General features: G+C 37.3%; 20 protein-coding genes. 13 read left to right on the top strand and 7 right to left on the bottom strand.

Annotated elements, in window-relative coordinates; genetic code table 11:
* Positions 1-14: 14 nt before the first annotated feature.
* Positions 15-887, top strand: coding sequence for a cupin-like domain-containing protein (locus tag CHB68_RS10950; RefSeq protein ID WP_089260918.1), 873 nt, complete (start codon positions 15-17; stop codon positions 885-887).
* Here the strand turns inward: CHB68_RS10950 and CHB68_RS10945 are convergent.
* From CHB68_RS10945 to CHB68_RS10935, 3 genes are all read right to left on the bottom strand, one after another.
* Positions 884-1,366 carry a regulatory protein RecX gene (locus tag CHB68_RS10945; protein WP_089260917.1) on the bottom strand — a complete coding sequence of 161 codons (483 nt, stop codon included), beginning with the start codon at positions 1,364-1,366 and terminating at the stop codon, positions 884-886. The two genes, CHB68_RS10950 and CHB68_RS10945, sit on opposite strands and share 4 nt — an antisense overlap.
* Before the next feature lie 55 nt (positions 1,367-1,421).
* Entirely contained in the window at positions 1,422-2,969 is a 1,548-nt protein-coding gene (locus CHB68_RS10940; protein WP_089260916.1) for an Rne/Rng family ribonuclease, read from the bottom strand.
* Between the two features lie 259 nt (positions 2,970-3,228).
* Positions 3,229-3,519, bottom strand: a complete 291-nt coding sequence (locus CHB68_RS10935) for an HU family DNA-binding protein (RefSeq protein ID WP_027065813.1) — start codon at positions 3,517-3,519, stop codon at positions 3,229-3,231.
* 127 nt (positions 3,520-3,646) lie between these two features.
* Here CHB68_RS10935 and mutY point away from each other — a divergent pair, with 127 nt between their 5' ends.
* The 6 genes from mutY to CHB68_RS10905 are packed head-to-tail and all read left to right on the top strand — an operon-like array spanning position 3,647 to position 9,203.
* Positions 3,647-4,696 (top strand): A/G-specific adenine glycosylase, encoded by a 1,050-nt coding sequence (mutY, locus tag CHB68_RS10930; RefSeq protein WP_089260915.1) that lies wholly within the window; start codon positions 3,647-3,649, stop codon positions 4,694-4,696.
* 27 nt (positions 4,697-4,723) lie between these two features.
* Positions 4,724-5,185: a single-stranded DNA-binding protein gene (locus CHB68_RS10925; RefSeq protein WP_089260914.1), complete on the top strand. Its 462-nt coding sequence runs from the start codon at positions 4,724-4,726 to the stop codon at positions 5,183-5,185.
* A 20-nt stretch (positions 5,186-5,205) separates the two neighbouring features.
* Complete coding sequence (locus CHB68_RS10920) at positions 5,206-6,534, top strand: gliding motility-associated protein GldE (protein WP_379921251.1); 1,329 nt, start codon at positions 5,206-5,208, stop codon at positions 6,532-6,534.
* Positions 6,524-7,081, top strand: a complete 558-nt coding sequence (gene gldD, locus CHB68_RS10915) for a gliding motility lipoprotein GldD (protein WP_089260912.1) — start codon at positions 6,524-6,526, stop codon at positions 7,079-7,081. Before CHB68_RS10920 ends, gldD begins: the two co-directional genes overlap by 11 nt.
* Positions 7,082-7,090: 9 nt before the next feature.
* Positions 7,091-8,041 (top strand): pyridoxal-phosphate dependent enzyme, encoded by a 951-nt coding sequence (locus CHB68_RS10910; protein ID WP_089260911.1) that lies wholly within the window; start codon positions 7,091-7,093, stop codon positions 8,039-8,041.
* A 25-nt stretch (positions 8,042-8,066) separates the two neighbouring features.
* Positions 8,067-9,203 (top strand): MBL fold metallo-hydrolase, encoded by a 1,137-nt coding sequence (locus tag CHB68_RS10905; RefSeq protein WP_245838916.1) that lies wholly within the window; start codon positions 8,067-8,069, stop codon positions 9,201-9,203.
* A gap of 5 nt (positions 9,204-9,208) precedes the next feature.
* Here the strand turns inward: CHB68_RS10905 and CHB68_RS10900 are convergent, their stop codons facing one another.
* The gene (locus CHB68_RS10900; RefSeq protein ID WP_089260910.1) at positions 9,209-9,661 is read right to left on the bottom strand and encodes a hypothetical protein; all 453 of its coding nucleotides are present in this window, start codon (positions 9,659-9,661) and stop codon (positions 9,209-9,211) included.
* 4 nt (positions 9,662-9,665) lie between these two features.
* Positions 9,666-10,019, bottom strand: a complete 354-nt coding sequence (locus CHB68_RS10895; protein WP_179213189.1) for a heavy-metal-associated domain-containing protein — start codon at positions 10,017-10,019, stop codon at positions 9,666-9,668.
* 147 nt (positions 10,020-10,166) lie between these two features.
* On the opposite strand from CHB68_RS10895, the gene CHB68_RS10890 reads away from it, so the two are divergent.
* Together CHB68_RS10890 and CHB68_RS10885 are read left to right on the top strand one after the other, a co-directional pair.
* Positions 10,167-11,045 (top strand): DMT family transporter, encoded by an 879-nt coding sequence (locus tag CHB68_RS10890; RefSeq protein WP_089260908.1) that lies wholly within the window; start codon positions 10,167-10,169, stop codon positions 11,043-11,045.
* Positions 11,046-11,129: 84 nt separating this feature from the next.
* On the top strand, positions 11,130-11,873 hold the full coding sequence (locus CHB68_RS10885; RefSeq protein ID WP_179213188.1) for a head GIN domain-containing protein: 744 nt from the start codon (positions 11,130-11,132) through the stop codon (positions 11,871-11,873).
* A 64-nt stretch (positions 11,874-11,937) separates the two neighbouring features.
* Here CHB68_RS10885 and CHB68_RS10880 read toward each other — a convergent pair whose 3' ends face one another.
* Positions 11,938-14,013 (bottom strand): M16 family metallopeptidase, encoded by a 2,076-nt coding sequence (locus tag CHB68_RS10880; protein WP_317043820.1) that lies wholly within the window; start codon positions 14,011-14,013, stop codon positions 11,938-11,940.
* 4 nt (positions 14,014-14,017) lie between these two features.
* Positions 14,018-15,340 carry a M16 family metallopeptidase gene (locus CHB68_RS10875; RefSeq protein ID WP_089260906.1) on the bottom strand — a complete coding sequence of 441 codons (1,323 nt, stop codon included), beginning with the start codon at positions 15,338-15,340 and terminating at the stop codon, positions 14,018-14,020.
* 179 nt (positions 15,341-15,519) lie between these two features.
* Between CHB68_RS10875 and CHB68_RS10870 the strand changes: the two genes are divergently transcribed.
* The 4 genes from CHB68_RS10870 to CHB68_RS10855 all read left to right on the top strand — a co-directional run bounded on the left by CHB68_RS10870 (position 15,520) and on the right by CHB68_RS10855 (position 20,115).
* Positions 15,520-15,984, top strand: coding sequence for a DUF4199 domain-containing protein (locus tag CHB68_RS10870; RefSeq protein WP_089260905.1), 465 nt, complete (start codon positions 15,520-15,522; stop codon positions 15,982-15,984).
* Positions 15,985-16,071: 87 nt separating this feature from the next.
* A complete protein-coding gene (gene rplU, locus CHB68_RS10865; protein ID WP_089260904.1) occupies positions 16,072-16,749 on the top strand; it encodes a 50S ribosomal protein L21 in 678 nt (225 codons plus the stop codon).
* Positions 16,750-16,786: 37 nt separating this feature from the next.
* A complete protein-coding gene (gene rpmA, locus CHB68_RS10860) occupies positions 16,787-17,047 on the top strand; it encodes a 50S ribosomal protein L27 (RefSeq protein WP_089260903.1) in 261 nt (86 codons plus the stop codon).
* Positions 17,048-17,232: 185 nt separating this feature from the next.
* Positions 17,233-20,115 (top strand): TonB-dependent receptor, encoded by a 2,883-nt coding sequence (locus CHB68_RS10855; RefSeq protein ID WP_245838915.1) that lies wholly within the window; start codon positions 17,233-17,235, stop codon positions 20,113-20,115.
* The last annotated feature ends 9 nt before the right edge of the window (positions 20,116-20,124 follow it).

Below are 20,124 nucleotides of genomic sequence, written 5' to 3'. Positions count from 1 at the left end.
AAAACCATGTGTAATTGAAGTTAGCTGATATTCCAAGGGTAAGTAATATTACCAAGGACATTTTTATTAACGATTATTTTAAACCGCAGCAACCTGTAGTTCTTGAAAATGCAATTACGGATTGGCCTGCCTTTCGTAAGTGGAATCTTGACTACATGAAGGAAGTAGCCGGTTCAATTACCGTACCCTTGTATGATGATAGGCCGGTACAACATAAGGATGGTTTTAATGAACCACATGCCAAAATGAAAATGGCGGATTATGTTGATTTGCTGAAAAAGGAACCCACTAGGTTTAGAATATTTCTTTGGAATATTTTAAAGGAGGTGCCTGCGTTGCAGAACGATTATAGTTTTCCGGATTTTGGTTTAAAGTTGATGAAAGGTTTGCCAATGTTGTTTTTTGGTGGCCGGGATTCTTATACATTCATGCATTATGATATTGATTTGGCCAATATCTTTCATTTTCATTTTGATGGAGAAAAAGAGGTGATACTCTTTCCACAGTCCGAAACGAAAAAATTGTATAAAGTACCACATTCCTTGATTACCCATGAAAGCATAGATTTCTCGGACCCGGACTATGATAAGTGGCCGGCGTTAAAGCAAGCCAATGGTTTTAAGGCTACACTTTCCCATGGTGATGTATTATATATGCCAGAAGGTTATTGGCATTATATGAAATATAAAACACCTGGCTTTTCCATGAGTTTAAGGGCAATTGCCCGTAATCCTAAAAATTTGGCCAAAGCCACTTACAATATCTTGATTATGCGTTACTATGATGTTCTAATGCGTAAATTAAAGGGGCAAGATTGGATAGACTTAAAAAATGAAAAAGCCGTATCTAGAACACATAAAAGAATAGGTGAATTGGTTAGGGATTAAATTTTGTTGACCAGCTCTTGAACTTTTTCATAGACCAAATGGCTTTCCCAACCTCTGTATAATAAATAGTCCGCCAGTTTTTTTCTGCGCTTTTGCATATCCGTATCGGTAATTTGAAGTAGTCTTTTTTTGGCCAATTCGTCCAATGCCTTCATATATGCAGTAGGGTCAATTTCTTTCAGGGCCGTGGTAATATTGTATTTGGAAATATTTCGTTGTTTTAATTCCCTTACAATTCTGTTTTTACCCCATTTTTTAATGTTGAATTTACCTCTTGCAAAACTTTTGGCAAATCGTTCTTCATTTAAAAATCGATCTTCAATTAGTTGCCCTATTATAGTATCTATGGCAATAGGTATCATACCCATTTCCTTTAATTTGGAAACCACTTCCTTATGGCAGCGATCTTGGTATGCGCAATAGCTTTCTATTTTTTTAGTGGCTTCTTGAATAGTGTAGCCTTTGGTCTTTTGGTTCATATTTTTCAAATGTACTAAACAAAAAAAGCGACTCTGTTATAGAGTCGCTTTTTTATTAATATATTGTTTTACCGTCCTTGTTCTTAAAACGGTATTCAAGATACGTATACGCATCACGTGGTTGAATTTTTATCCATCGTTTGTATTCCAAGAACCATTTTGTCCTTAACGAAGGAAATCCTTTTGTAATATAGGCTGCAATAAAGGGGTGTATATTTAGTGTTATACTATTGTCCTTTGCAGGTCCTTTAAGGAGTTTTTCAAGATCCACAGTAATTTTGTCTATTAAAACAATAGGTGCTTCCACCTCTTTTCCGGTTTGGTTAGGATCCTCTTCGGTTGTTTTAATATTCATTTCAGGTCGTACCCTTTGTCGGGTAATCTGAATCAAACCAAATTTACTTGGGGGTAGTATTTTGTGTTTGGCGCGATCATCTTTCATCTCATCCCTAAGATGTTCAAAAAGCTTTTTTCTATGCTGTGATTTTACCATATCGATAAAATCCACTACAATAATGCCTCCCATATCACGAAGGCGTAATTGCCTGGCAATTTCCGAAGCCGCCAATAAGTTAACCTCTAGGGCCGTATCTTCTTGGTTTTTGGCCTTATTGGACCTATTGCCGCTGTTTACATCTACCACGTGTAGGGCTTCGGTATGCTCTATAATTAAATAGGCTCCTTTGCTCATGGTGGCGGTACGTCCAAAAGACGTTTTAATTTGTCTCTCGATACCAAATTTTTCAAAAATTGGCACATTGGAGTCATAGTGCTTTACGATACTCTCCTTTGCAGGAGCAATTTCGGCCACATATTCTTTTATTTCATTATAAAGAGTGGCGTCATCTACGTGTATACCCGTAAAACTATCATTAAAAACATCTCTTAATATAGAGGATGCCCTATTGAGTTCTACGAATACTTTTGAAGGTGTTTGAGCACGATATAATTTTTTACACATTGCTGTCCATTTTGCCAGCAAGTTTTCTAGATCTTTGTCAAGTTCCGCAACTTTTTGCCCTTCTGCAACTGTTCTGATTATTACACCAAATCCTTTTGGCTTAATACTCTTAACAAGTCTTTTTAACCGGTCTTTCTCTTCTTTACTTCCTATTTTTTGGGAAACGGAAACACGTTCCGAGAAAGGAACCATGACCAAATAACGTCCTGCTATTGAAAGCTCTGAGCTAATTCTTGGTCCTTTAGTAGATATAGGTTCTTTTACAATCTGCACCAATAAGGATTGGTTTGCTTTAATGACATCGGTTATTACCCCGTTCTTGTCAATATCGGTTTCGAACGGAAAGTTTTTTAAGGAGTAATCCTTTAGTTTTCCGGTACTCACTTGTTTAATGAACTTTAGCATGGAGGATAGCTGTGGGCCAAGGTCATGATAGTGCAAAAATGCATCTTTTTCATATCCTACGTTCACAAAGGCAGCGTTTAGGCCTGTAACCGGCTTCCTGATTTTGGCAAGAAAAATATCGCCTACAGAAAAGTCGTTACTGTTTTCCTCTTTATGCAGTTCAGTGAGTTTTCCGTCCTTTAGCAAGGCAAAGTCTACGGCTTGGGAACTAGATCTTACGATTAATTCTCTATTCACCTGAATATATTTTTAGTCGTTCCACTATATATAGTATAGGAAACGAGCTGATTAAACAATACCAAAAGCAAACACAATTTGTATTTGCCGAGATCCAAACAGGGATCTCTATGTCAATGAACGTAAAAAGAAAAAGTAGTTAAAAAACTACTTTTTCTTGTGTCGGTTAGCTCTTCTACGCTTTTTGCGCTTGTGTGTAGCTACCTTATGTCTCTTTCTTTTTTTACCGCTTGGCATAAAGTTCTTTTTTTAAGATTAATTATTTTACGTGTACGTTGCTCTTAACTCCTTCAACAAAAACCTTGGCAGGTTTAAATGCCGGAATGTTATGGGCGGGTATTTTAATAGTTGTATTCTTGGAAATATTTCTACCGGTCTTTTCGGCTCTGGTTTTGATTATGAAACTTCCAAAACCTCTAAGGTAAACATTGTCACCACTTTCCAATGATGTCTTTACCTCTTCCATAAAGGATTCAACTGTAGCTTGTACATCTCCTTTTTCAATTCCCAGTTTATCTGAGATTTTCGATACAATTTCCGCTTTCGTCATCTTTCAATATTAGATTTTCTGTATGTTTTTTCGGGTTGCAAATATATAAATTAAATTCAATCTTTCTTTCTAATGGGTTAATTTTAAGTAGATAAACTGCTACTTTTATCCCTTAGCATTAATGAGTATGTCGTTTTCGAGTAAAATTTTAAAGTGGTACGGACAAAATAAACGGTCCTTGCCTTGGCGAAATAGCATAGATCCTTATAGGATATGGCTGTCGGAAATCATATTGCAACAAACCCGTGTAGCCCAAGGTACACCGTATTATTTAAGGTTTTTGGAAGCTTTTCCAACGGTAGACGATATGGCCAAAGCTAAGGAAGAAGAAGTGCTTAAATTATGGCAGGGATTAGGGTATTATTCCAGGGCAAGAAATTTACATGCTACCGCAAAAATAATTGTCAATGAGTATAATTCTGTGTTTCCGGACAGTTATAATGAACTGTTAAAATTAAAAGGTGTAGGTGATTATACCGCAAGTGCAATCTCTTCTATTTGTTTTAATGAGGCTAAAGCTGTCGTTGATGGTAACGTCTACAGGGTTCTGGCACGTTATTTTGGAGTGGATATTCCCATTAATAGTAGTAAGGGTATTCAATATTTTAAATCATTGGCCCAAAAGGTCATGGATGTTGAACATATTAGGGACTATAATCAAGCTATAATGGAATTTGGTGCAATACAATGCTCTCCTAAAAAGCCACTATGCCTGCATTGTCCTTTAAGTGAAAGTTGTGTAGCCCTGCAAAAAGGACTTGTAGGTAAATTACCGGTCAAGATTAGAAAGGCTAAAGTCCGCGATAGGTATTTTAATTATTTAGTACCTATATATAAGGATGAAAAAGGTGATGTGTTCACCAGTCTACAAAAAAGAAACGCGAAGGGCATTTGGCAAAATTTATGGGAGTTTCCTTTATTGGAAACCAGTGCTAATATGAATCTTCAAGAAATACACACAAAGTACCATGACATATTTGGTGATTTAGGCAAGGTAGAAATCCTTTCGTATCATGACCGTCCGATCGTGCATAAGCTTTCCCATCAAAATTTACATACTTCTTTTTGGATATTGAATACTACGGTAGATATCCCATTTAAGGTAAAGGTCCAAAATATTGAACAATATCCGGTACCAGTTTTAATTGCAGATTTTATGAAAGCATTTAAATTTTAGTACTTTTGATTTTTATACATTTATACTATGAGCGGGACATTAAATAAGGTAATGCTGATCGGGCATTTAGGAGACGAGGTGAAAATGCATTATTTTGAAGGTGGCGGTAGTATAGGTAGGTTTCCTATAGCCACTAATGAGACATATACCAATAAGTCTACGGGTGAGCGTGTAACCAATACGGATTGGCATAATTGTGTGGTAAGGAACAAGGCTGCGGAAATATGTGAAAAGTATTTGAGCAAAGGAGATAAGGTGTATGTGGAGGGCAGATTAAAAAATCGCCAATGGCAGGGAGAAGATGGTAATACCAGATATTCTACAGAGGTACATGTGCAGGAATTTACATTTTTGACCACTAAGAAAGAAAGTATGCAGAGTGGTGGTGGGTCTGTTCCTAGTCCGCAAAGGGCAAATACAGAGGATAGGACTCCCCCTAAATCACCTGCGCCTTTAAGTCAAGAGGCGGATGACGATTTGCCATTCTAATTAATATTAAACAATAACTATTGGACCCAGACCCCTTACCGTTAGCAATGATATCTTTAGTAGTAAGCGGTGTATTTGCGATAAATATAGTCGTGCTATGTATATTGCTTATCTGTTCTGCACTGATCTCTGGTGCAGAGGTGGCTTTGTTTGGACTTTCTTCTACGGAAATAAAGGAATTACAGGATAAAAAAACGGCAAAGGGTACCATCCTTATAAAACTTTTAGAGCGGCCCAAAAAACTATTGGCCACTATATTGATTGCCAATAATGCCATTAATATTGGGGTGGTCCTATTGTTCAGCATAATTGGGGATACCTTGTTCGCCAATGTAACCAAAGTATGGTTTGGTATTGTTTCTGCCCGTTTTCTATTAGAGGTTGTGGTAGCAACATTTCTTATTTTAATGTTTGGGGAGATATTGCCCAAAGTATATGCCAATAGAAATAGAATGAGCTTTTCCCATTTTATGGCATTTCCATTAAGGGTCTTGGATTTTGTTTTTTCCCCTTTAAGCTTGCCTATGCGATCGGGAACATTGTTTTTATACAATAAATTGGGAAAACAAAAATCTAATTTGAGTGTGGATCATCTATCCCAAGCCTTGGATTTAACCTCGCAGGGAGATACAACCAAAGAGGAGAAAAAGATTTTAGAAGGTATCGTAACCTTTGGCAACACGGATACCAAGCAGGTTATGAGGCCGCGTATAGATATATTTGCCTTAAACGAACAAATGAAATTCCCAGAAGTTTTGGGAGAGATAAAAAAGAACGGATATTCCAGGATTCCGGTTTTTGGTGAAAATATTGATACGGTCAAAGGGGTTTTATATGTAAAAGACCTATTGCCATATCTTGATAGAAAGACATTTAATTGGATGACGTTGATAAGGGAGCCATATTTTGTTCCTGAAAATAAAAAGTTAGATGATCTTTTGGCGGAATTTCAAGATAAGAAAAATCATTTGGCCATTGTGGTTGATGAATACGGCGGCACCTCTGGTCTGGTAACCTTGGAAGATATTATAGAGGAAATTGTTGGAGATATAAGTGACGAATTTGATGATGAAGATCTTATTTATTCCAAATTGGATGATTTCAATTATGTTTTTGAAGGCAAAACCCCACTTAAGGATTTTTACAGGGTAATTCGTCTAGAGGACACCGAAATTTTTGAAGAGAACAAGGGCGAGTCCGAAACCCTTGCCGGTTTTGTATTGGAAAAAGCGGGAAGTTTTCCCAAACGTGGAGAAAAAATACATTTTGAAGCTTATACCTTTGTTGTTGAAGCTATGGATAAAAAAAGACTGAAACAGATAAAAGTTACTTTACCTCATGAAGAATAGTGTATTGATAGGTTTAATAGTATCCTTGTTGTTTGTAGCCGGTTGCCAAGATGACCCCATTCCTAAGCCAAAGGCAAAAATGCGCCTGGAATATCCACAGGGAAAATTGGCGGAATTGGAAACCGAGAATTTTAGTTTTAAATATAATGAACTAGCCATTGCGGAACTTAATGATGACAAGGCTTTTACGATTTCATATCCAGAAATGAAGGGGGCAATATTCCTTAGTTATATGAAGATTGATGGAAATTTGGAAAAATTGATCCATGATTCCAAACGTTTAAGCTATGAACATGCCGCAAAAGCGGATAATATTGTAGAGCAACCATATGTTAATCCCAACAAAAGGGTGTATGGTGCTTTGTTTGAAGTGCAGGGCAATGCCGCTTCACAGTCACAATTTTTCGTTACGGACAGTACGTCGCACTTTCTTACGGGATCGGTATATTTTTACACAAAGCCCAACTATGATTCTATTCTCCCTGCAGCGGCCTATCTGCAAAATGATATAAGAGGTATAATTGAAACCTTAGAATGGAAACATTAAAAAGTAGGTATGGTGACAGCTAATCAATTATCGGAATGTCATGCACGAATAAAGCCCTACATACATAACACCCCGGTTTTTACTTCACGGTTGGTAAATAAGGAATTAGGCGCCAATCTGTTTTTTAAGTGTGAAAATTTTCAACGTGCCGGTGCTTATAAAATGAGGGGTGCAACCAACGCCATTTTACAAATATCCAAGGATCAAAAGAAAAACGGAGTGGTAACCCATTCTTCCGGTAATTTTGCACAGGCGTTGTCATTGGCAGCACAAAGTATAGGTGTTGTAGCCCATATAGTCATGCCCAGTACGGCACCGGAGGTTAAAAAAATTGGTGTAAGGGAATATGGTGGAATAATTCACGAATGTACTCCTACGGTAGAGGCTAGACAGGCAATGGCAAACAACATTGCAAATGAGACCGGGGCTACATTTATTCATCCTTCTAATGATGAGCATGTTATAATAGGGCAAGGTACAGCCGCCATGGAACTACTAGGGGAACAGCCCCATTTAGAATATTTGTTCTGTCCTGTAGGAGGCGGGGGATTAATTGCCGGATCTTCGTTGGCGGTCAAATATTTTGGTTCAAAATGCAGGGTATTGGGAGGGGAACCTTTTGAAGCAGATGATGCATACCGCTCATTGATCAGTGGAAAAATTGAGGGAAATACCAGTGTAAATACTATTGCAGACGGATTAAAAACAACTTTAGGAAATATTAATTTTCCAATTATTCAAAACAATGTTGAAGGTATCATAAGGGTAGATGAAGAAGAAATAGTTAGGGCTATGCAAATGATTTGGGAACGAATGAAGCTTATTATTGAACCCTCCAGTGCTGTAGCCGTAGCTGCCGCAATTAACTATTCAAAGAATAATTACAAAGTATTTAAAAATAAAAAAGTGGGCATAATCATATCCGGCGGTAACGTAGATTTACAGAAATTACCCTTTTAATTGCTATAGACCATCCATAAAATGTATGTTAAACCTAAAAAAATTAGTTAAGAAAATGGCATTGGTAATCTTAGTGATTGTAGGTTTAATTGTGTTAAGCGTATTTTTGTTTGTAACCAATAGTCCACAATTTGGGGGTAAAATGACTAAGGAACAAAAGGAACGTTACGTGGTTTCACCTAATTATAAGGACGGAAAATTTGTTAATACTAACGGGGCGGATGTCAATTTGGGTTTTGGCGATATGATGAAATCATTAAAAGGTTATTTTTTTCCTTTGCCCAAAACCATACCTGAACACAATATTTCCGTAGAGGCTATAGATTCTGTCGCAATTGCTGATTACGTTGGTCCTACACGGTTAATTTGGTTTGGCCATTCAACGTTCCTTTTGCAAAGTGCCACCAAAAATATATTAATTGATCCCATGTTCGGGGAAGTGCCTGCACCAAACTCAATGTTGGGCACTTCTAGGTTCAGTAAAAAATTACCAATAGAAATTGACCAATTGCCAAGCATAGATGCCGTAGTGTTTTCTCATGACCATTATGATCACTTGGATTATGGGTCGGTTTTACTATTAAAGGACAAAGTAAACAAATTTATAACCCCCTTGGGTTTGGGAGTACATTTGACAGAATGGGGGGTAGAACAAAAAGATATTGTAGAGCTAGATTGGTGGAATACAACCAATTATTTAGGAATGGAATTTATTTGCACACCTGCTCAGCATTTTTCTGGAAGGGGCATATCAGATAGGGGAAATACTTTATGGAGTTCATGGGTAATTAATCTTGGAAATGAAAAAATATTCTTCAGTGGAGATAGTGGCTATGGTTCCCATTTTCAGAAAATAGGAGATAAATTTGGTCCGTTTGATTTTGCAATGATGGAGTGTGGTCAATACAATGAACTATGGAAAGCAATTCATATGATGCCAGAAGAAACCGCTCAGGCAAGTATAGATGTTAGGGCAAAACGTATGATGCCTATACATTGGGGCGCATTTAAATTAGCTATGCATCCTTGGACGGAACCCATAGAGCGGGTTTCAATAAAGGCCAAGGAATTAGGGGTAGATATGATAGCTCCAAAAATAGGACAGCCAATATATTTGGACAAACCATTGACCAATAATGAGCAATGGTGGTTAAAATTTTAAAGCTTTTATTGTTGGCTTAAAAGTTCTTGGGCCTTTTTAATACTGGTATTGATATCGTTCTTTACTTGAATAACTTTTTCTTCCTCTTCCAATAACCATTTCTTTTTTTCATCGGAAAGTTCCTTTCCTTTCATAATTTCTTCTGAATCAAAACGGTTTCCAAAACCTTGCATCCAATCCATCATGGCTTTATTGGCATCCTGAAGATCTTTCATGGCTTTGGCTTCTGCAGAATTAATTCCTAGAGAGTCGGCTAGTGGTTTTAATTGTCCAACCAATTTTCCTAAAGTGCCCATTTTGGGCATAACCTCATCATGAATTTTCATTACATGCTCCATTTTTGTAGGCTCCTCTAGATTTACCTTCTCCTTTGAATCTGCCTCTGCTCTCTTTGTTTCTTTGCAAGAAAAGGCACTGAACATTCCTAATAGAGCTAAAATGACGACTAAATTTTTCATGTAATTATTCTTTATTGATTTGAATTGATTTTATTGTGTACACGTAATTTTTGACCTTGGTATTTGTAATAATATGTTCAATTTCCTCTAAACCAATAACTGTTGGGTCAAAAACTATTATCCCATTTTTATTCTCAAAACTAATGTCTGCGGAAAGAACGCCTTTGGCCTCTTTTAAATTAGCTCCTATTTTATTTGCACAGCCCTCTTGGCAAGCCATACCATCTATGGCTATGGTTGCATGGGTAATATTGTTAGTGGTCTGCATGACAATTTTAGATGTAGATTCTTGTGCAGAAATATCACTAAACGACAATGCAGAAAGAATAAAGAACGATATAAATAGCTTATTACCCATAATCAGAATGTTTGTACCAATAATTCCTAAAAATGTACCTAATGTAAAGATACCAAATATGTAAAATGATAACATGTTCATATAAATAAAAGAAGTGATAAATCAACTTTCTGTAAAAAACCTCACATTTGTCATAAATAAAAGACTTTGAAAAATATTGAACAAAAGTGGTTATACCTCGTTGTTTTGGCTTTGATTTGGGGTTCATCATTTATTTTAATTAAAAAATCCTTACTTGGATTTACCCCATTACAAGTTGGCGGATTACGAATAGTATTTGCATCAATCTTGTTGTTTTTGTTGGGATTTAAATCTTTGAGGACATTATCCGGTAAGGATTGGAAGTATATTGGGATAGCAGGATTGTGCAGTTCTTTTTTTCCGCCTTTTTTCTTTGCAATTGCGCAAATGCAAATTAGTAGTGGTGTTACGTCAATTTTAAATTCGGTAGCTCCATTGTTTACAACATTGGTGGGTATTACATTATTTGGTCTGGCATTTAAGCAATGGCAAATATGGGGTGTTTTTGTTGGGCTTTTGGGTACTGTAATATTAATTGTAGCGGGTATGGATTTTAATCCGGATCAAAATTATTGGTATTCCTTTTTTATTATAGCCTCTGCATTGGGCTACGCGTTCAATATCAATATCATTAAAAAACATTTGGCGCATTTAAGTCCGTTGTCGGTAACTACTGCAAGTTTTGGGGTCGCTTTTTTTCCAGCCCTTGCAGTACTGTTGTATACTGATGTTTTGGTAACGTTTTCAGGAAATGGGGCAATGCATAACGCAGTATGGTATGTATTGATATTGGCCTTGTTGGGTACGGCTCTGGCAAATATTATGTTTAACAAACTTATAAAATTGTCCAGTCCGGTATTTGCGGCTTCGGTAACTTATTTAATTCCACTTGTTGCAGTATTATGGGGATGGTTGGATGGCGAGTCAATAAGCATTTTCCAACTTTTTGGTGGATTGGTTATCTTGTTTGGGGTGTGGTTGGTAAACCGAAAAAGGAAAGTTTAAGGCGTTTATTGTAGAAGCAACTGTAACAAGTTAAAACAATGATTGTCTTTACTTTGAAAATATAACTTATAAGGTATGGTACATATGAAAAAAATTATTCTTTCCGTTTTTATGATTATAGGTGTGGTATGTGGTCTATGGGCACAAGACAGCTCATTTGCGGTAACATCTTTCAATAAAATAATTGTAAGTCCGCATATAGAGGTAAACTTAGTGGAAGGTGATCAAGAAGGTGTTGTTATCAATAATGCCAAAGTTCCCATGGATAAAATAAATGTTGAAGTAGAAGGTAATGTGTTAAGGCTTTATTTGGATGGTGCAAAGGTGGTCACCAAGTCAGAACGTGTTTCCAGTGACCATTGGAGAGGTAGCAAACCATTATATAACGGCACCATGGTAACTGCAACGATTACCTATAGGGAATTAAGGAACTTATCGGTTAGGGGAGAAGAAATAGTAAGGAGCGAAGGTCCTTTGAAAGCCAATGATTTTAAAATGTCTTTATACGGTGAAGCTAAGGTTTATTTAAGTGACGTGGATTTTGATGCGTTTACGGTTGCAATCTATGGAAGTAGCTATTTGGAAATTAGCAAGGGAAATATAAATAGACAGGTATATAGGGCCTATGGTGAAAGTGAGGTAAATACTTTGGGAATGCATGCGGATGAAACAAAGATTACCGCCTATGGTGAAAGTAATTTTAGGGTAAATGTAGCAGAACGTTTAAAAGTAACCTGTTATGGTGAGACGAATGTTAGTTATATTGGTGATCCAGAAGTGGACAAAGGTATAATCATTGGAGAGGCAAAGGTTCATAAAATTGGATAATTTCAATATATAGAAAATAAAAAACCCGCTTTTTAGCGGGTTTTTTTATGAATACAATTAATAATTATTTAAAATCTTCTTCAGATACACCTTCGTTAACCTTGATTTCGGATACTATAAATTCAAAAGATTGTGGGCCCATGGTCTGTGTAAGTTTAAAAGGAAACAATATTCCGTTCACTTCCCTGTAATCTTCATAGGTAAAGGTGGACTGTATTTGCTGACCTTGCATTTCTGCAATATTTACCTCTTGTAGTTTAAGGCCTGTTTCTACATCATAGAAAATAGTTTTATCATCGGAAACTTTTACTTTAAATGCACTTTTGTCACCGACCATTTCTGCTCCGTCCAAAGAAATATCTGAATTGGTCAAATATTGGAGTTCAACAAATGGGGCGGATTCCGCTTTAATTTTCAGAAGTTCTTCACCGGAGAGTTCCATTCGTTGACCTTGGTTTACCATATAGCCAGTATCACCGTCCAATACTTGTTTGCTCACTGAATTCCCCATCATCTTTACATCTTGCATAAATTGGTTGGCTACTGTTTTTTTAATCTCAAGGTCTAGTTGCATTCCTTGCATCTCAGCTGCAGCGGTCATTAAAAAAGTATCTACATCCTCTAATTTTTCTTTGCCACCAATAGCGGTAATATAAGAACTGATAACCTCGTTTGCGGTCAAGTTTTCGGGAACTGAGCTTTCGTAGTTAGGGGCTTCTGTCCGTTCTGCATTCTTGGTATAGTGTAAAACGGGTATTTTTTTGCCATTAAGGTCAATTTGCTCCAAATTGGATAGTATTTCGCTTCCTTTTCCTGCTACCACAATTCTGGCATTATCCACGTTGAAAAATTTTTGCGCGGCCATTTGCACTTCTTCTCTACTTATGTTATCAAGTCTTTCCAAATAGGTCTTGTAAAAATCCTTGGGCAAGTCCTCGGTTTCTATATTTAGGGCATATTGGGCAACTGTTTGTGGATTTTCAAGTGCAAGAACAAATCTACCGGCATATTTGGCCTTTGTATTTTTCAGTTCTTTTTCACTAACAGGTTCTACGGTAATGCGTTTAATTTCCTTTAGTAATTCTACAATGGCACTATCTGTCACCATATTTCTCACACTTGCTCCCGCAGTAAATCTCGTAGGCACAAATTTGTTGTTCCTAATGGCAGATGAGGAGCTATAAGTATACCCTTTATCTTCTCTTAAGTTTAAGAACAGACGACCTTCTGCACCGCCTCCTAAAATTTGATTTGCTACCAGGGCGGCTAAATAATCACTGTCTTTCATCTTTAGATTAACGATATTCTGTACCGTAATTTCAGATTGGACGGCATTGGGCAAATCAACAAAATTAATCTGTGTGTTTGGAACGTTTATGGGCTGTGAATATGAAAATGAAGGAGGAACGGCTTTTGTCCAAGAAGTAAAATATTCTTCGGTCAATTGTTTTACCTGATCTATGGTTATATCTCCAATGATGATCAAGTATGCATTGGCAGGTACAAAATAGTCTCTGTAAAATGCTTCTACATCCGTCAAGGAAATGTTTTGTACCGTTTCTTCGGATGTTATTTCCCCGTAAGGGTGGTCTTTGCCATAAGCCAATGCCAATTGCACCCTGTTGGCAATTGCCGATACATCTTTCTCTTCGGTCTTAAGGCCTGTAATCAGTTTATTTTTTTCTTTTTCAAATTCTTCTTGTGTAAAATTAGGATTAATGGCGGCATCTGCCATCAGTTCCATCATACGTGGAAAATATTTGGAAAGAGAACTGGCATATGCACCTTGGGAACCAAAATTTAAACGGGCGCCTAAGAAATCTATCTCTTCGTTAAACTCATCTTTTGGAATATTGGTAGACCCGTTACCAAGAAGGCTCCCGGTAAGACTACTTACTCCCGCCTTATTTCCTTCCAAAATAGGTGGGTTGTCTATAGTTAGTTGAATGCTGACCCTGGGTAGTTTATGGTTTTCCACGACCATTACCTTTAACCCGTTGTTCAGTTTAAAACTGGTAGGAGTCTTTAAGTTAATTTCCGGAGCTGGCCCGGGCTTAGGCATTACTGTGCGGTCTACTTGTGCTTGAGCGGCTATACTTATAAAAAATGCCGCAATTAATATCGTTATTCTTTTCATCATTGTGTTAGTTTGCAGGGTTTTCCTCAGGTAGGTATTCTAATAAAAGTCTTTGGTTGGTGTTTAAATATTTGCTGGCTACATTCTTTATCTCTTCGCGGGTAATTGATCTATAAACTTCAATTTCCTTGTTGATCAAAGAAGTATCCCCGTATAACAAATAGTATCTGGCCAAAGAATTCGCGATTCCCTCAACACTTGAATTGGAGTTGACAAATTGATTTTCAAATTTATTTTGGATTTTTTGATAGTCTTTTTCAGAAATCAATGTTGTCCTTACTTTTTCAATTTCTTCCTCCATTTCGGTATATAGAACTTCTAGAGTGGTTTCTCCTACAGGTAGCCCAAAGACTACGTACATACCGTAATCTTCTTGGGAAATATTAAATGCTCCAACTTGTAAGGCTTGTTTTTGGTCATCCACCATTTTTTTATATAATTTGGATGATGGCCCATCGCTTAAATATGTGGAAATAACATCCAGTACATAAGCATCCCTTTCTGTGAATCCTGGGGTTCTATATGCAACCATGGCAGCCGGTATCTGAATATTGGGGTCATTGAAAGTTGCTTTTTTCTGTGTTGTAATAGGGGTTTCCTTTGGGTAATTACGAGTGATAGTGTTACCCTTTGGTATTGGTCCAAAATAGTCTTTGACCAATTTTTTGGTTTCGGTAAGGTCTATATCTCCAGCAACCACTAAAACGGCATTGTTAGGTACGTAATACTTTTGGTTGTAGACAAGAACATCATCCAATGTTGCTGCATCCAAGTCTTTCATATAACCAATATTTGGATCTTTATAAGGGTGTACATCAAATAGGTTTTTTCCTAAAACCGGTAAGAACTGTCCGTAAGGTGAGTTGTCATAGCTAAGTCTTTTTTCTTCTTTGACTACCTCTTTTTGGGTATCTATACCGCTTTGGTCTATAATGGGATGTAGCATCCGTTCTGATTCTAACCAAAGACCTAATTTTAAGTTGTTGGAAGGAAAAACTTCATAATAATAGGTACGGTCTTGGGTGGTATTGGCGTTATTGGTGCCGCCATTAGAGGAAACGATTTCAAACCATTTGCCTTTTTCAATATTCTTGGTTCCTTCAAACAACAGGTGTTCAAACAAATGAGCAAAGCCGGTTCTTCCTTCAGTTCTATCCTTGCCCCCAACATGGTACATAACAGAAGTCGTTACAATAGGTGTGGTTCTATCTTGATGTAATATTACGTGGAGGCCGTTGTCCAGATCGTATTCTTCATAATTTACCTCTTGGGCAAACGTTGTAATTCCACATAACAAGATCGCCGATGATCGGAGTAATAGTTTTTTCATTTAAATAGTGTTTAGTATAAAGGTTGTATATGTTTAGTGGTTAAAATATTAATAGTGTTACACTAAAAATAAAGAATTGTAGGTAAATTTTTATTAATGTTAATTCTTTAACACCAATTTTTTAAAAATTTAAAGTTTATTGATTACCTTAAAGGAGTTAATAATCAAGGTTTTAAGGTATGAAAAATTATGCGTTACCTATTCGTTTCGGAGTTGCGGCAAGTGGTTGTTTAATAGCTTACTTTTTAATTTTGTCTCTTCTTGGGCTCCATGTCAATGTTTTCTACAGTTTGTTTAATGTGGTTATTACCGGTTTTGCCATTTATGAGGCCATAAAATATTATAAAGTCCAAAAGGGTAGGGACTTTACGTATGGAGAAGGGTTTGTGGCCGGTTTGGTAACCGGTGGGGTGGCAACATTCATATTCACCTTATTTTTTGCGTTGTATTCCACAGAATTACAACCAGGATTTTTAGAGGAATTATCTACAAAATGGGCAAGTACTTACCGCAGTTTTGAGGCTATAGTTTTTCTTGTTGTAGCGGTTATGGGCTTTACTACAAGCTTGGTTTTGACCTTGGCCTATATGCAACTGTTTAAGGCTACGAACACTACAAAAATAAAACAGGTGCAAAATTCCTAAAAAACACTTGTAAATTCACGATTAAGAAGTATATTTGCACCCGCCTATGGAAAAAATCCATTAGGTTTAATTTTTACATTTAACAATATGTACGCAATTGTAGAGATGGCAGGGCAGCAATTTAAAGTTGCAAAAGACCAAAAAGTGTACGTTCACCGTTTACAGACAGAAGAAGGGAAAAAGGTTACTTTTGACAATGTTCTTCTTTTGGCAGATGGATCGAATGTTACCGTTGGCGCCCCGGCTATAGACGGAGCCGCAGTAGAGGCTAAAGTCGTTAAACACCTTAGAGGAGATAAGGTAATCGTTTTTCATAAGAAAAGACGTAAAGGTTACAAAAAGAAAAATGGACATCGTCAATCCTTGACTGAGATTGTTATTGAGTCCATCATTTCAAAAGGAGCAAAGAAGACCGAAACCAAGAAAGCTGAGCCCAAGGCAAAGAAAACTGATGGTAAGGCAGCTCCAGTAGATGTTTCCGTAGCATCCAAGCCAAAAGCAAAAAAGGCAACGGCAAAGGGTGATGATTTAAAAAAGATTGAAGGTATTGGGCCAAAAATAGCCGAAACCTTAAACGCTGCAGGAATTTCGACTTTTGCAGAGTTGGCAAAAACAGACGCGGCCAAGATTTCTGAAATCATTGCTGACGTTCGTGGAAACCATGTAACTGATACTTGGCCAAAGCAAGCACAATTAGCTGCTGACGGTAAATGGGATGAGTTACAAAAATGGCAAGATGAATTAGATGGTGGTGTCGCTAAGTAAGCGTACCATTTTAGTATAATATTTAAAACCTTAGACAATGGCACATAAGAAAGGTGTAGGTAGTTCAAAAAACGGTAGGGAATCAGAATCGAAACGATTAGGAGTTAAGATTTTTGGTGGTCAGGCCGCTGTTGCTGGTAACATTATTGTTAGACAGCGAGGAACAAGACACAATCCTGGTGAAAATGTTTACGCAGGAAAAGATCATACATTACACGCACGTGTAGATGGTTTGGTAAAGTTTACGAAAAAAGCAGGTGGAAAATCTTTTGTTTCCATTGAGCCTTTCGAAGCTTAATCATTAGAAAAATTAAGTTAAAAAACCCCTCTTCTTATTGAAGAGGGGTTTTTTGTTAGGCAAGGGTTAAGTAATGGTAAACTGGCGTGTAAATTGAAATAAGCTTAAAATATCCTTAAGGTTTACACAACATTGTTTTGTTTGCACTTTAATTTCTTTGTGGCCAAATAACAACCACTTAGAAAATGAAAAATGCTGTATTTTTTTACTTAGTATTACTTGTGCCTATGATTGCCATGGCACAATCAGGAAATGTTCAGGGTACCGTAACAGATGAGAACGGCCTTTATTTGCCCGGGGCAAATGCAATTATTACTTCACTCTCCAAAGGGGCAATTACGGATTTTGATGGTAGGTTCGCTATAGTAGATGTACCGGTAGGAACATACGCTATAGAAATCTCTTATTTAGGTTATGCGGAACTTTACAGGGAAATTACGGTAGAGGAAAATACCACGATCAGTGTTAATTTTTCCATTGAGCCCAAAACTATGGAGCTTGATGGTGTTGAGGTTTCTGCCTATGGCTTAAGTGGCCAATCTAAAGCCTTGAATACCCAAAGGACAAATCTTAATATTACCAATGTGGTATCTACCGATCAGATCGGCAAGTTTCCTGATGCCAATATTGGTGATGCCGTTAAAAGAATACCGGGAATAACCATGCAGGTAGATCAAGGTGAGGCAAGAAACGTTATTGTGCGTGGACTTTCGCCTCAACTAAATTCCGTGACCCTTAATGGAAGTAGGGTGCCCTCTGCCGAAGGGGATAATAGAAACGTACAGATGGATTTAATTCCGGCAGATATGATCCAGTCCATAGAAGTTAGTAAGGCCGTTACCCCAGATATGGATGCAGATGCCCTTGGTGGTTCCGTAAACCTTATTACAAGAACGTCTCCACAAGGCTTTAGACTTTCTGCCACTCTAGGGTCAGGAATTAATTTTATAACAGACAAGCCAATTCTGAATGGTTCCGTGCTATTGGGTGACCGTAGTAAAAACGATAAGTTTGGATGGATGCTTGCAGTATCTGGAAACGATAATGATTTTGGATCGGACAACGTTGAGGCGGAATGGACCAATGAATTTGAATATAATACAGGAGTAGAGGATGATGAAGGGGAGCCAATTTTGGAAGAGGTAAATGTAGCTCCTTACGTAAACGTGTATGAGCAACGGGAATATTTAGTACAGCGTATTAGAAGAAGCTTTTCCGCGAACTTGGATTATAAGTTTGATGTAAATAATACGGTATTTTTAAAAACCATGTACAATTGGCGTGACGATAGGGAAAACCGTTTTAGATTGGAACATGAGATTTTAGATGCCGAAGATATTGAATTGGGAGATTTTACAATTACGGACGGGATGCCCACAAGTTTTCCCGTGGAGGTGAAAAGACAATCCAAAGGAGGTATTGATAGTAAAAGGAATAAAAACCGACGCTTAGAGGACCAAAGAATGCAAAATTATAGTTTGGGGGGAAATCATCTTTGGGGCAATGTCAAGGTAGATTGGATGACATCCTATGCCAAAGCCAGTGAGGAACGACTTAATGAGCGTTACGCGGAGTTTGAATCTGAATATATCGTTAATAATGATGTATTGAATTCCAGATATCCAAGATTTTCAGTGGCAAATGCCGAGGATGCCGCCTTAACCAATTTTGAGTACAGTGAGATTACCGAAGAAAACCAATATACCGAAGAAGAAGATGTAAACGTATTTATTAATTTTCAGCTGCCGCTTGATATTTTTGGTCAAGGGGACGGTACGTTAAAATTTGGTGCAAGGGGCAGGTTCAAATCCAAGTTAAGGGAAAACAATTTTTATGAATTTGACCTAGAGGATGACTTTCCTACCTTGGCAGATGTGCCGGTCAAGGAGTACAGTGATCCTAATTTTTTGGCCGGAAGTCAATATCAAATAGGTTCATTTGCAAGTGAAGATTGGTTGGGGGCTTTGAATTTAGTTCCTGCCAATGGTGAGTTGATCGTAGATGAATTTGCACCCGCTAATTTTAACGTTAATGAGGATGTGTTTGCCGGTTATGTAATGGTCAATCAAAAACTTAGTGAAAAATTTAGCGTCTTAGCCGGATTGCGTATAGAAAACACAAATTTAGAATCTAAGGGTAATAGGGTCATTTATATTGAAGAAGACGAAGATGCGGGTATTGAGGAAGCTATAGTCGTAGAAGAAGTAAATGGCGAAAACTCATATTCAAATATACTGCCCGGAGTACATTTTAAATACAATCTTACGAATAATACCATATTGCGGTTTGCGTGGACAAACACCTTGGCACGACCAAACTATCAAGATTTAATACCAAGGGCAGAGGTTATCAATGAAGATAAGGAGTTGGTTTTGGGTAATGCCGATTTAAGTCCTACGACATCCATGAATTTTGATATCATGGCAGAGCATTATTTTCAAAGTGTTGGGTTGCTATCCGGTGGCTTATTTTACAAAAATATAGATGATTTTATCTATACTTTTATCTATGAGGCCCCAGATGACAGTTTAGGTGCTGGTACGGAAGGGTATGATGTATTTCAACCTTTAAATGGGGACAGTGCAACCATATTTGGTATGGAACTTGCTTTTCAGCGTCAATTGGATTTTCTCCCGGGTTTTGCAAGAAATTTTAGTATCTATTTAAATTATACCTATTTATCTTCTTCTGCAGAGGGTATTAGAAATGAGGATGGAGATGAGCGGAACGATTTGGATTTGCCAAATACCTCGCCCAATATGTTCAACGGTTCTTTGGCCTATGCGGATAAAAAATTCAGTGCACGTTTATCTGCCAATTTTTCGGATAGTTACATAGATGAAATTGGGGGGAACAATTTTGAGGACAGGTACTATGATACCCAGTTATTTATAGATATGAACGCATCGTATCAAATTAATGGTAATCTAAGTATTTATGCAGACTTAAATAATGTCACCAATCAGCCTTTGCGATATTTTCAAGGTGTTAAGGAGCGTACGCAGCAAATGGAATTTTATGGTCAGCGCTTTACAGTGGGCCTAAAATATGACCTATTTAAAAAATAATGTTGATAA

It is taken from the genome of Maribacter sedimenticola (assembly GCF_900188415.1).
In the GTDB taxonomy this organism is placed as follows: Bacteria; Bacteroidota; Bacteroidia; order Flavobacteriales; family Flavobacteriaceae; genus Maribacter; species Maribacter sedimenticola.
Note: the sequence above shows the minus strand (reverse complement) of the source record. Positions and strands in the feature narration are given on the sequence as shown.